This window comes from Allobranchiibius sp. GilTou73, assembly GCF_021391335.1.
GTDB classification, from domain to species: Bacteria; Actinomycetota; Actinomycetes; order Actinomycetales; family Dermatophilaceae; genus Allobranchiibius; species Allobranchiibius huperziae.
On sequence record NZ_CP090051.1, the window covers coordinates 739595 to 751235 of the forward strand.

The following is an 11641-nucleotide window of genomic DNA, read 5'->3' on the forward strand; positions in this document are numbered from 1 at the left end:
CGCGCGTGCCCGTGGGCGTACGACGTCAGGTCGGTCGCTGACCCACCCGATCGATCCGGCGTACTGTCGAAACATGAGCACTGCACCCGCCCATCTGCTCGAGGAGCTCGAGCCCGTCGTCGCGCAGAACCTCGACCGACACCTCGGGCTCGCCCAGGAATGGCACCCTCACGACTACATCCCATGGAGCGAGGGTCGCGACTTCGCCGCGATGGGAGGCGAGGACTGGGCGCCGGAGCAGTCGCGGCTGTCCGAGGTCGGCAAGGCCGCGATGATCACCAACCTGCTCACCGAGGACAACCTGCCCTCTTACCACCGGGAGATCGCGACCCGCTTCGGACGCGACGGTGCCTGGGGCACCTGGGTGGGGCGTTGGACGGCGGAGGAGAACCGGCACGGCATCGCGATGCGCGACTACCTGGTCGTGACCCGCGGAGTGGACCCGGTCGAGTTGGAGCGGGCCCGGATGGACTACATGACCTCCGGTTACGACTCGGGCGACAAGACGCCGCTGGAGGCGGTCACCTACGTCTCGTTCCAGGAGCTGGCGACGCGGGTGTCGCACCGCAACACCGGCAAGGTCACCGGCGACCCGGTCGCCGACAAGCTGCTGGCGCGGATCTCCAAGGACGAGAACCTGCACATGGTCTTCTACCGCAACATCGTGGAGGCAGCTCTGCAGATCGCGCCCGACGCGACCATGCGCGCGATCGCCGACGAGGTGATCGGCTTCGAGATGCCCGGCGCGACGATGGCCGGCTTCCGCCGCAACTCGATGATGATCGCCAAGGCCGGCGTCTACGACCTGCGGCTGCACCACGACGAGGTCATCGCCCCGATCCTGAAGTATTGGAACGTCGACGGGCTGACCGGGCTCGGTCCGGAGGGTGAGAAGGCGCGCGAGGAGTTGGGGGCCTTCATGGCCGGCCTGGACGAGCAGGCGAGCCGTTTCGTGGAGCGCCGTGCCGAGGGCCGCGCCCGGGCCGCCGCACGTTCCGAGACCGGCGAGACCCCCGATATCGCCAGCTGAATGTACGGGTCGGGGCATCTGACCGAGCTGTTCCGGGTGCTCGACCTGACGGGAGTGCTCGCCAACGCGACCCTCGGTGGAGTCATCGCGCGCGCGGAGAAGCTGGACCCCTTCGGTTTCGCGACCCTCGCGGTCCTGTCGGGGCTGGGCGGCGGGATCATCCGTGACGTGCTGCTACAACACGGCACCCCGGTGGCATTGATCGACTACGCCTACCTCTTGACGGCCCTCGTCGGCGCGGCCATCAGCTTCGTCATCCGCGTCCAGGGTCGTGCCTGGGACCGGGTCTGGCCGCTCATCGACGCGGTCGCCCTCGGCACCTGGGCCGCGGCCGGCGCCGCCAAGACGCTCGCGGCCGGGCTCGGCTGGCTGCCGGCGGTGCTGCTCGGAATGATCACCGCGGTCGGCGGCGGAGTGGTGCGCGACGTCGTGCTGCGCCGCATCCCCGGAGTGCTCGGCGGCAACACCCTCTACGCGACCTGTGCGCTCGGCGCCGCCGGTGTGCTCGTGCTGCTGTCGACGAACGGCCACCCCACCGTCGGCCTCGTCGCGGCGACGATCTTCGGCGCCGGGCTCTGCATCATCGCGAGGTGGCGCGGCTGGATGCTGCCGAGCGCCGACGCCTGGTCGCCGGCGCGGGTGGTGCCGCCGGCCTACCGCCAGCGGATCCGGCAGCGCATCGACCCCGAAGCCCGCCAGCGTCGGCGGGCGGCTCAGACCGACTCCGCACCCGAGACCGCCCGACCCGAGGACACCCGTGAACGACGCCACTCCCGCAGCACGAGTCCTGCAGGGTCTGCCGGAGCACCGCGCGGACCTGGAGGACTTCTACCGCCACCTGCACCAGCACCCGGAGCTGTCCCATCAGGAGAGCGCCACCGCGGCGAGAGTGGATGAGCGACTGCGAGATTCCGGATACGACGTCACCACCGGCATCGGGGGCACCGGCGTGGTGGGGGTGCTCCGCAACGGCGACGGGCCGCGGGTGCTGCTGCGCGCGGACATGGACGCGCTTCCGGTCGAGGAGGACACCGGGCTGGACTACGCCAGCACGGTCACCACGACCGATGCCCAGGGCGACACCGTGCCGGTGATGCACGCGTGCGGTCACGACGTGCACGTGACCGCGCTGCTCGGCGCGGCCGCGCTGATGGCGGCTGCCCGCGATCAAAGGAAGGGCACGCTCGTGGCGCTCTTCCAGCCAGCCGAGGAGGTCGGCGACGGCGCACGCAGGATGGTCGAGGACTCCGGATTCGGCGACGCCGTCGGGGCGGTCGACGTGGCCCTGGCCCAGCACGTGATGCCCGTACCCACAGGCATCGTCGGCACTCGCCCGGGAGCGATCCTGTCGGCTGCCGACAGCATGCGCGTCACCGTGCACGGTCGCGGCGCCCACGGTTCGATGCCGCAGTCCGCGGTCGACCCCGTCGTGCTCGCGGCCATGATCGTCGTGCGCCTGCAGACCGTCGTGTCCCGCGAGATCGCGCCGACCGAGCCCGCGGTGCTCACCATCGGCAGCGTGCGAGCCGGCACCAAGAGCAACGTGATCGACGACCACGCGGTCCTCGAGCTCAACGTGCGCACCTACGACGAGCGGACCCGCACCGCCGTGCTCGACGCCGTACGCCGGATCGTCACGGCCGAGTGCCAGGCCTCGGACACCCCGAAACCGCCGGAGTTCGAGCTGTTCGACCGCTTCCCTGCCACCACCAACGACGCCGTGACGACCGAGAAGGTCGCTGCGGCGTTCGCCGATCACTTCGGCGACCAGCACGTCGATGCACCGCTGGAGAGTGCGAGCGAGGACTTCAGCGACCTGCCCCGGGCACTCGGCGTGCCCTACACCTACTGGATCTTCGGAGGCGTGGACCCCCAGAAGTACCAGGCGGCGAAGGACGCGGGGCGGGTCGCGCAGGACATCCCCGTCAACCACTCACCGTCCTTCGCGCCGGTCGTCCAGCCCACGCTCGACACCGGCGTGCAGGCGCTGGTCGTCGCTGCTCTGGCCTACCTGGGCATCGACGGTTGAGCAGCAGATCTGACCGTTTTCCGTCAAGATACGCTCTCTTGAATCAAACTCGGTCAATAACAGTCACAATGTGAATGTTATTGACGGGTCTTGACACGTTTGTGGATGCGGGTGGAATGTGCCCGTATGACCGATAGAGAGCCTGTAGATCAGACATCGGGTACCTCCCCTGCCGGACGGGTCACGGCGGAGCACTCGCGACGGAACTTCCTGACCCTGGCCGGTGCGGCGGGACTGGGCGTCGCCGCCACCGGGTGGGCGTTGACGCCGGAGGCCTACGCCGCCTCGGCCACCGGGACGGCCGCGCCGTCGGCCGCCAAGGGTGGCCGCACCGCCGCCCCCACCTTCACTCCCATCCGACCGCCGGCGACGCCGCTGGCCGTGCGGTCGCCCTATCTGAGCACCTGGATGGCCACGGACAATCTGCCGGGCACCTGGCCGACGTTCTGGACCGGGCGGATCACCGCGATGGCCGGCATCGCGCAGATCGACGGCACGGCGTACGTGTTCCTCGGCGCTCCCGCGCTGCCGAACACCGATCCGCTGCCGACGATGCGGCAGGTCAACCTGACGGTCACCGGCACCTCGTCGGTCTACACGTTGGAGGAAGCCGGCGTGCGGGTGACGGTCATTTTCTTCTCACCTGTCGAGCCCGGTGACCAGCGCCGTCAGAGCGCGCCGCTCAGCTACATCTCCGCGACGGCGAAATCGGTCGACGGGAAGGCGCACGACGTCGGCCTGTACTTCGACATCTCGGGTGAGTGGGGCTATGGCGACACCTCGGCGGAGATGACCTGGGCGCAGACCGACATCGGCACCGGCGCCAACCGGCTGATCAACCTCAACTACACCCCGGCGAACCCGAGCGTGCTGGCGGAGACGAACGACACGGCCAGCTGGGGCACGATGGTGTGGACCACCCAGCATCGTGCGGGCCTCACCTACCAGATCGGCGAGGACAACGTGGTCCGGGCACGCGTCGTGAACGGCGGAGCACTCGACGGCAGCATCGACACCGCCCAACCACGCGCGATCGACGACCGGTGGCCGGTCTTCGCCTTCCACCTCGATCTGGGCAGCGTTCGCGCCGCGACCGAACCGATGGTCATCTCGATCGGTCACGTGCGAGAGCCCGCGGTCAGTTACCTGACCACACCGCTCGCTCCCCGATGGAAGACCTACTTCGCGGTGTGGCAGGACATGGTCGCCTTCTTCCACCGCGACTGGTCTGCGGCATCGAAGCGCGCCACGAACCTGGACGACCGGATCCGCGGCGCCGCGCGGAAGGCAGGCGGCACCCAGTACGCCGCTCTGGTCGCCACCGCGCTGCGTCAGGCCTACGCCGGCACCGAGCTGGTCACCGCTCCCGACGGCAAGGCGTGGGCGTTCCTCAAGGAGATCTCCAGCGACGGCAACGTCTCCACCGTCGACGTCACCTATCCGTGCATGCCGGTGTTCCTCTACCTCGACCCGGCCTACCTCGGCGCCATCCTGGAACCGATCCTGCAGTACGCCGAGACCGGCGGATGGCCCAAGCAGTTCGCCGAACACGACCTGGGAGCGCACTACCCGAACGCCGACGGCCACAACGACGGCAACGAGGAGGACATGCCGGTCGAGGAGTCGGCCAACATGCTGATCATGTCCGCGGCCTACCTGCAACGGGCGGACGCCGCGGCGGCACGCAAGTTCGCCACGGCGCACTACACGATCCTCAAGCAGTGGAGCGACTACCTCGTCGGCAATGCGCTCGACCCGGGCTACCAGAACCAGACCGACGACTTCACCGGCTTCATCGCCCACAGCGTCAACCTCGCACTGAAGGGGATCATCGGGATCGGCGCGATGAGCGTCGTGGCGACCACAGCGGGCAAGAGCGGCGATGCCGCCCACTACCTGGGCGTCGCCCGCGACTACATCAAGCAGTGGGTGACCAAGTCCACCGACACCAGTGGCAAGCACCTCAAGCTCGCCTACGACCAGGACGGCACCTGGAGCCTCAAGTACAACGGCTACTCCGACAAGCTCCTCGGTCTCGGTCTGGTCCCGACCACCGTCGCCGCGGAGGAAGCCCGCTGGTACCTGGCGCGAGCCGGCACCTACGGCGTGCCGCTGGACATCCGGCACACCTACACCAAGGCCGACTGGGAGATGTGGACGGCGGCGTGGCTGTCCGATCAACCCAAGATCACCAGTCGCCTCATCCAGGGGCTCTACACCTTCGGGAACACCACGCCGTCCCGGGTGCCCTTCAGCGACTGGTACGACACCACGACCGACCGGCAGAGCGGATTCCAGGCAAGGCCCGTGGTGGGAGGGTTCTACGCGCTGTTGACCGTGTGAGGGACGGCTTCCTCCTACGGGACGGGAACGGCGGGTGCGGCGGTGTCGTCGCATCCGCCGTTCTCCGTGGTCCACCGCCTGCCACCACCTGGAGCCGGCGCATTTCGAGACGACCCACAGTCTGCGCAGAGCAGACCCAGAACTAGCGCCAGCAACCTCGGGAGGGTGCTGAGTTCGGACTGTCAGGGAGCGATGTAGGACCGTGTCGACCTCGATCGCCGGCTCGTCGGCGCACCCCGATCAGGGGCTGGACGGCACGACGGGCAACCGACGTCTGACCGCCACGACGGGAATGCTGCTGCTCCTGCTCCTGGCGGTCGAGGGCGTGACGATCCTTCGGATCCGCGACCTGATCACGGTCCACGTCTTCGTGGGTCTGCTGCTGGTGCTCCCCGTCCTCTGGAAGATGGCGACCACCGGGTACCGGTTCGTGCGCTATTACACCGGCGACGAGGCGTACGTCCGACGCGGCGCACCACCGCTCGTCCTGCGAGCGCTCGGGCCGTTGATGATCCTCACCACCCTCGCGTTGCTGGCGACCGGGATCACGCTGATCCTGCAGGGCCCCGGCCACCGCGGTCCGTGGCTGCTACTGCACAAGGCGTCCTTCTTCGCGTGGGTCGCGGTCACCGCGCTGCACGTGCTGGGACATCTGCGCGAGGCCGTGGTCGAGTCCTGGCACGATCTACGTCCCGGGGCCGGGGATGCCGACGGGCGCCCACGCCTCATCCGTCGGCTCACCCTCGTCGCGGTGCTGCTGCTCGGCGTCGGGTTCGCGACCGTCGTGTATCCGGCCGCCGCGTCATGGACCGCCGGTCAGGGGTTCCATCGTGACGGACCAGGCGACGGACACCGGCGGTGACGCGCTCCGCGCGGACTCGTAGCTCCCTGCACATGTGGTGGGCGCCGATATCGTGACATCCATGTGCCCAGCGGTCGGCTCCCCTCCGACGGCAGCGGACGGTCGCCGATTGCGGGTGCTCGTGGTGGAGGACGAGGCCGGTCTCGCCGAGGCCCTGGTCGCCGCGTTCGACTTCCGCGGCTGGGATGCCGAGAGCGCGGTGACGATCGACCAGGCGACCAAGACGGTCCAGCTGCGGGCACCTGACCTCGTCGTGCTCGACGTGATGCTGCCCGACGGCAGCGGATTCGATCTCCTCACCACGCTGCGCGCGCGCAACCCTCAGCTGGCGGTCCTCTTCCTCACCGCGCGGGACGCGCCGCAGGACCGGGTGCACGGCATCGAGCTCGGCGGCGACGACTACATCACCAAGCCGTTCGACCTGTCCGAGGTGCTCGCACGCTCGCAGGGGCTCATGCGCCGCGCCGGCCTGCTGCGACAGCAACAGGGCAATCAGCTGCAGGTGGCCGACCTGCTGATCGACGTCGACGGTCACGAGGCGCGGCGCGCCGGTGAGCTGATCACCCTCACGGCGACCGAGTTCGCGCTGCTCCGGTATCTCGCCGGTCACCAGCGCCGGGTCCTGTCGAAGGAGGAGCTGCTGCGCAAGGTCTGGGGCAGCGACTTCGACGGCACCTCGCACGTCGTGGAGCTATACGTCAGCTATCTGCGCAAGAAGGTCGATGCCGGTCGGGAGCCGCTCATCCACACGGTCCGCGGCGCCGGATACGTGATGCGGCCGCCACTGACATGAGGCTGCGACCACGGACGCTGACCTCACGACTGGCCCTGCTGCTCGCCACCCTCGCGCTGCTCGCCGGCACGATCGCGGGCGTCGCGGCGACGTTCGGCATCCGCGCGTTCCTGATGGACCAGCTCGACAACGAGCTGCACCAGGCATCGGCACGCAACATCACGCTGAAGTCACCGTACGGCGACAGCGACCACGACCGCGACAACCGGGGCGGCGACCCCGCCAGCAACGCAGGACTCCCGCCGGGCACGATCACCGGCCAGGTCTCGAACGGTGCAATCACCGAGCTGGTGGTCGCGGCCGACCTCGACGGCGACCACCTGCCCACTGCCGCCGACCGCGCGGCGGTGCAGAAGGTGGTGTCCGCCTCTGATCCGAGGACCGTGCGGCTACCCTCTCTCGGGGACTACCGGGTGCTCACCAGCCGGACTCCGGACGGTGCCCAGCTGGTGACCGGGGTTCCTCAGGGCCGGGTCGACCACACGATCCGCGAGCTGATCGTCCTGGAGACCGTGGTGCTCGCCGTGGTCGTCCTGCTGGTGGCCGGGGTGGGCGCGTTCGCCGTACGACGGTCGATGCGCCCGTTGCAGCACCTCGCCACCGTCGCCCGCCGGGTCACGCAGCTGCCGCTGGAATCCGGGCAGAGCCGGATCGACGTGCGCGCCGAGGAGCTGCGCGAACCGACTGAGGTCGCCCAGGTCGGCCGTGCCATGAACGCCATGCTCGGGCACGTGGATCTCGCGCTGGCCCAGCGGGACGAGAGCGAACAGCGCCTTCGGGATTTCGCCGCCGACGCGAGCCACGAGCTGCGTACGCCGCTCGCGGTCGCCCGCAGCCATGCCGAGCTGCTGCGGGAGTACACCGCGTCGACCCAGCTGCCCGAGCAGGTGCATCGCTCCCTGCAGCGCATCACCGACGAGACCGGACGGATGGCGAGCATCGTCAACGACCTGTTGCTGCTGGCTCGGCTCGACCGGGAGGTCACCGAACGGCGCGAGGACGTCGACCTCACGTGGATCCTGCTGCAGGCGGTCGACGACGCCCGCGTCACGGCGCGCGACCACCACTGGGGACTGACCATGCCCGAGGAGCCCGTGCTCGTCCGCGGCGACGAGGAGCAGTTGCGCCGCCTGGTCGGCAACCTGGTGGCCAACGTGCGGATGCACACCGGCGAGGGCACGGTCGCGACCTGCGTCCTGGAGCGCAACGGTGACCGGGTGAGCCTGCGGGTGCACGACACCGGCCCCGGTTTCCCACCCGAGCTGCTCGACCAGGCGCACCTGCGGTTCGCCCGCGCACGGCACCGGCAGGAGAGCATCGAGAGTACCGGGCTGGGTCTCGCGATCGTGCAGGCCGTCGCGCGTTCGCACGACGGGTCCCTGGAGATCACCAGCGTCCCGGGTGACACGACGGTCACGGTGGTCCTGCCGGTGTCGCCGCAGGAGTGACCTCAGCGGTCCCGGGCGAGGAGGAGCGCGCGGGCCGGACACTGCTCGACCAGCACCCGGGCCTCGGCACGGCTCAGCGTCAGCCGCGACGGCACGGGGTAGCCGAACTCGTCCAGCTCGACGGCACCCCCCGAGACCACGGCGCACACGCCGTGCGCGGTGCACGCGACCCGGTCGACGACGATCTGGTCCTCGCCCCGCTTATCGCGCCGCACCGGCCCACTCCTTGGTCAGGGCGCACCGACCCGCGAGGTGAGCCTCCACCTCGGCGGTGAACGTGCGCAGCCCCGAGGCGACGAATCGTGAGACCCCGTCGGGGAATCGGCACGCTCCCCGCCCGGGCAGCATGCCCAGGCGATGGTGCAGGTCGAGCATCTCCTCCGGCGGGAGAGCACCGTCGGCGAGGCGCTCGAGCTGCTCTGCGACGGCCGGTACGCCGAACATGCACGGGCCGCACTGGCCGGCCGACTCGCCGGCCGCGAAGGTCGCGATGCGCGAGAGGTGGTCGATCGGGCAGGACCGGCGATCCAGCACATGCACGGCACCGGTGCCGGTCGGGACGCCGTACGGCGCGAGCCCGGCATCGGACCAGGTCGCCGTCCACGCGTCGTGACCACCCAGCCAGCCGCCGCTCATCCCGGAGATCCCGACGCCTTGCACATCGAGCGCACCGGCGGCATCGAGCAGATCGCGCAGGGGGATACCGGCCTCGGCGTCGTAGACCCCCGGACGTTCGACGTTCCCGCCCATCGTCACCAGACGCGGGCCGGGTTCCTCGGCCGTGCCGAAACCGCGGAACCATGCCGCGCCGTGCCGCTCGATCTGACTGACCCGCCACACGGTCTCGGCGTTCAGCACGAGCGTCGGACGCAACCGTCGGCCCTGGGCGTCCCGCCCGCCGGTCGATATCGGCGCCAGTCGCGTGATCGGCCGGGCGCGCCCGCCGTGCAGCAGGTTGACCAGCGCCGACTCCTCCGAGGCGACGTACCGGGACGGCACCGAGAGGACCCGGAGGCCGGCGTCGTGCAGGCGCCGTTCGGTCTCGCTGCCGCGATGGGCCGCCCACCGGGTGCGGCGGGCGAGCAGGCCGGCGCCGTGCTGCAGGGCATCCAGATGCTCGGCGACGACCAGGGCGTCCTTGTGCACTCCGATCTCCCCGTCGCAGGCGTTGACGATCAGGTCCGCACCAGCGTCGAGCGCCGACTGCAGCTTGATGCTCGTGGGGAAGCGAGCGCCGCCCCGACCGGTCAGGCCGGCCTGCTCCAACAGGGTCACCAGGCTCATGTCCACTCCTGACGTAGGACCTCGCGGCGCCGTGCGCTGTCGTGATGCGACCCGGCGATACGCCAGATCACCACGATCCCGCCGGCGACCGCGCAGGCGATCGTGACGCCGCGCAGCAGCGGCTCGTTCGAGGTGCCCATGGCGATCCCGTGCCAGAGCGTGAGAGGCCACATCGCGAACGTCGAGCGGTGCACGACGCGCCAGACCCGCTGGCTGATGCGGTGGCGCAGCAACGAGGTGGCCATGACCGCCGCGAGGACGTCGACGCTCAGGGTGCCGAGCCCGACCAGGAAGCGGCGATAGGGCGAGGTGAACGGGACGAACGCCGAGATCAGGTCGATGTGCACATAGGTCTCGGCGACGGCGGTCGCGATGTGCAGGACCAGGAAGGTGAGCATGCCGAGAGCAAGGCTGCGGTGCACACCCTGGATCACCGTCGTACGTTCGCCGGCGCGCTGCCGGGCGCCGGACAGCACCAGGCCCAGGATCATGACGACCGTCATGAGCACGATGCTGAGCGTGCCCGTCGCCCGCGAGACGTACCAGAGAGTCTCGTTCACGACGCGCTCCGATCCTGCCGCGCGGGCATCGGCCAGCCCGGCGTGCACGACGCCTCGCCGGACTGCCCGACCAGCCGGGCCGGGATGGCCCGCTCGGTCAGCCAGGCGACCGCCGCGCCGCCGAGCACGCAGGAGGCGGTCGTGGCGGTGTTCGCCTCGAGTGCCGAGGCGGCGACACAGGTGACCCGCCGCCAGGTGTGCGGCACGGATCGGGCCGTCCTGGGGTCGATCAGGTGATGGTGTGGACCGTCGGGGAGCTGCCAGTGGCGACGGTCGGTGCCCGACGTCGCGACACCCTGGGTCGTCACCGAGATCCGTTGCGGCACAGTGCCGTCCTCGTCCTCGACGGCGATCGCCCAGCCGCCGCCCGGTGGTGGCCCGGCTACGGCGATGTCTCCCCCGAGGTCGACCAGGAACCCACCGGTGAGCGTCCTCGCCAAGTCGTCGGCGACGCGGTCGGCCATCGAGGCCTTGCCGGTGGCGCCGAGGTCGATCAGGGTGCCGGCTGCGACGGTGACCGTGCCGGCCCGGTGATCCAGCGTGAGCTCGGACAGGGTGCTGCGCGGGCCGGGCGTCGAGGCTCGCCCCGATCGGCCGCCGCCGACGCTCGCCGGTGAGTCCGCAGCGGTCCGCGCGAGGACCTCCGCGAAGTCAGCGTCGTAGCCGATGCGCTCCATCGCGGCCCCGAGGGTGGGGTCGACGAGCCCGTCGGTCACGTCCGCCGCCCAGAGCGCGTCGTCGAGCAGGGACAGCAGGAGAGGGGACGCGGGCAGCGTCACTGTGCCGGCGGCGCCGGCCGCGGGCGCGACGGACAGCACCGAGACCTCCGAGTCGGGTCTGAACCGCGACGCCACCGCATCGAGGTCGGCGATCGCCCGGTCCAACATGAGACGAGCCGAGGGCAGCTCGTCCGGCCGCGTGGCGACGATCCGGCAGTCGACGCCGATCGCCCGGAACTGCGCGAACGCGTTCATGACGAGTGCGTCTGAGCCTGTGTCGACTGCGTCGTGGCCGGGGTGGTGACCGACGGGACGCTGCTGAACGTGCTCGTGCTCGAGGTCTTGCTCGGGGTCTTGGTGGACGTACTGCTGGAGGTGCTGCTCGTCGACGAGCTGGTCGTCGAGGACGAGCCTGTCGTGCTCGGCGCAGAGGTGGAGGTCGTCGTCGTACCGGACCCGGCGTTCGCCGGGGTCGCGATGGCGAGATGCCCGACGAGGGCGAGACCACCGATGGCGCTCACGCCGATCGCCGTGCGGGTGATGCGCTGCGCGCGTCGGAGTGCGGGAATCATG

12 protein-coding genes are annotated in these 11641 nt (G+C 70.2%); 7 read left to right on the forward strand and 5 right to left on the reverse strand.

The window, feature by feature from the left end:
- Nucleotides 1-73: 73 nt before the first annotated feature.
- The 7 genes from LVQ62_RS03630 to LVQ62_RS03660 all read left to right on the forward strand — a co-directional run bounded on the left by LVQ62_RS03630 (nucleotide 74) and on the right by LVQ62_RS03660 (nucleotide 8505).
- A complete protein-coding gene (locus tag LVQ62_RS03630) occupies nucleotides 74-1030 on the forward strand; it encodes an acyl-ACP desaturase (RefSeq protein WP_208053663.1) in 957 nt (318 codons plus the stop codon).
- Nucleotides 1031-1927: a trimeric intracellular cation channel family protein gene (locus tag LVQ62_RS03635; protein ID WP_233765201.1), complete on the forward strand. Its 897-nt coding sequence runs from the start codon at nucleotides 1031-1033 to the stop codon at nucleotides 1925-1927.
- On the forward strand, nucleotides 1887-3059 hold the full coding sequence (locus LVQ62_RS03640) for an amidohydrolase (protein WP_370639699.1): 1173 nt from the start codon (nucleotides 1887-1889) through the stop codon (nucleotides 3057-3059). Before LVQ62_RS03635 ends, LVQ62_RS03640 begins: the two co-directional genes overlap by 41 nt.
- A gap of 126 nt (nucleotides 3060-3185) precedes the next feature.
- Complete coding sequence (locus LVQ62_RS03645; protein ID WP_233765203.1) at nucleotides 3186-5402, forward strand: glutaminase family protein; 2217 nt, start codon at nucleotides 3186-3188, stop codon at nucleotides 5400-5402.
- A gap of 202 nt (nucleotides 5403-5604) precedes the next feature.
- Nucleotides 5605-6264 (forward strand): hypothetical protein, encoded by a 660-nt coding sequence (locus LVQ62_RS03650; protein WP_233765205.1) that lies wholly within the window; start codon nucleotides 5605-5607, stop codon nucleotides 6262-6264.
- A gap of 61 nt (nucleotides 6265-6325) precedes the next feature.
- On the forward strand, nucleotides 6326-7057 hold the full coding sequence (locus LVQ62_RS03655; RefSeq protein ID WP_179483457.1) for a response regulator transcription factor: 732 nt from the start codon (nucleotides 6326-6328) through the stop codon (nucleotides 7055-7057).
- Complete coding sequence (locus LVQ62_RS03660) at nucleotides 7054-8505, forward strand: cell wall metabolism sensor histidine kinase WalK (protein ID WP_233765208.1); 1452 nt, start codon at nucleotides 7054-7056, stop codon at nucleotides 8503-8505. Before LVQ62_RS03655 ends, LVQ62_RS03660 begins: the two co-directional genes overlap by 4 nt.
- Before the next feature lie 2 nt (nucleotides 8506-8507).
- Here the strand turns inward: LVQ62_RS03660 and LVQ62_RS03665 are convergent, their stop codons facing one another.
- From LVQ62_RS03665 to LVQ62_RS03685, 5 genes are read right to left on the reverse strand one after another with little or no spacing between them, the layout of a single operon-like run.
- Nucleotides 8508-8720 (reverse strand): ferredoxin, encoded by a 213-nt coding sequence (locus tag LVQ62_RS03665; RefSeq protein ID WP_208053668.1) that lies wholly within the window; start codon nucleotides 8718-8720, stop codon nucleotides 8508-8510.
- Complete coding sequence (locus tag LVQ62_RS03670; RefSeq protein ID WP_233765212.1) at nucleotides 8707-9789, reverse strand: NADH-ubiquinone oxidoreductase-F iron-sulfur binding region domain-containing protein; 1083 nt, start codon at nucleotides 9787-9789, stop codon at nucleotides 8707-8709. Before LVQ62_RS03670 ends, LVQ62_RS03665 begins: the two co-directional genes overlap by 14 nt.
- A complete protein-coding gene (locus LVQ62_RS03675) occupies nucleotides 9786-10349 on the reverse strand; it encodes a ferric reductase-like transmembrane domain-containing protein (RefSeq protein WP_233765214.1) in 564 nt (187 codons plus the stop codon). The genes LVQ62_RS03670 and LVQ62_RS03675 overlap by 4 nt, the downstream gene beginning before the upstream one ends.
- Entirely contained in the window at nucleotides 10346-11323 is a 978-nt protein-coding gene (locus tag LVQ62_RS03680; protein WP_233765216.1) for an FAD:protein FMN transferase, read from the reverse strand. The genes LVQ62_RS03675 and LVQ62_RS03680 overlap by 4 nt, the downstream gene beginning before the upstream one ends.
- On the reverse strand, nucleotides 11320-11640 hold the full coding sequence (locus tag LVQ62_RS03685) for a hypothetical protein (RefSeq protein ID WP_208053672.1): 321 nt from the start codon (nucleotides 11638-11640) through the stop codon (nucleotides 11320-11322). Before LVQ62_RS03685 ends, LVQ62_RS03680 begins: the two co-directional genes overlap by 4 nt.
- Nucleotide 11641 lies beyond the last annotated feature (1 nt).

What these genes read in the sequence shown, in the direction of transcription:
- LVQ62_RS03630 (WP_208053663.1), top strand. Translation starts at nt 74, where the DNA reads ATGAGCACTGCACCCGCCCATCTGCTCGAGGAGCTCGAGCCCGTCGTC.
- LVQ62_RS03635 (WP_233765201.1), top strand. Translation starts at nt 1,031, where the DNA reads ATGTACGGGTCGGGGCATCTGACCGAGCTGTTCCGGGTGCTCGACCTG.
- LVQ62_RS03645 (WP_233765203.1), top strand. Translation starts at nt 3,186, where the DNA reads ATGACCGATAGAGAGCCTGTAGATCAGACATCGGGTACCTCCCCTGCC.
- LVQ62_RS03655 (WP_179483457.1), top strand. Translation starts at nt 6,326, where the DNA reads ATGTGCCCAGCGGTCGGCTCCCCTCCGACGGCAGCGGACGGTCGCCGA.
- LVQ62_RS03660 (WP_233765208.1), top strand. Translation starts at nt 7,054, where the DNA reads ATGAGGCTGCGACCACGGACGCTGACCTCACGACTGGCCCTGCTGCTC.
- LVQ62_RS03670 (WP_233765212.1), bottom strand. Translation starts at nt 9,789, where the DNA reads ATGAGCCTGGTGACCCTGTTGGAGCAGGCCGGCCTGACCGGTCGGGGC.
- LVQ62_RS03680 (WP_233765216.1), bottom strand. Translation starts at nt 11,323, where the DNA reads ATGAACGCGTTCGCGCAGTTCCGGGCGATCGGCGTCGACTGCCGGATC.
- LVQ62_RS03685 (WP_208053672.1), bottom strand. Translation starts at nt 11,640, where the DNA reads ATGATTCCCGCACTCCGACGCGCGCAGCGCATCACCCGCACGGCGATC.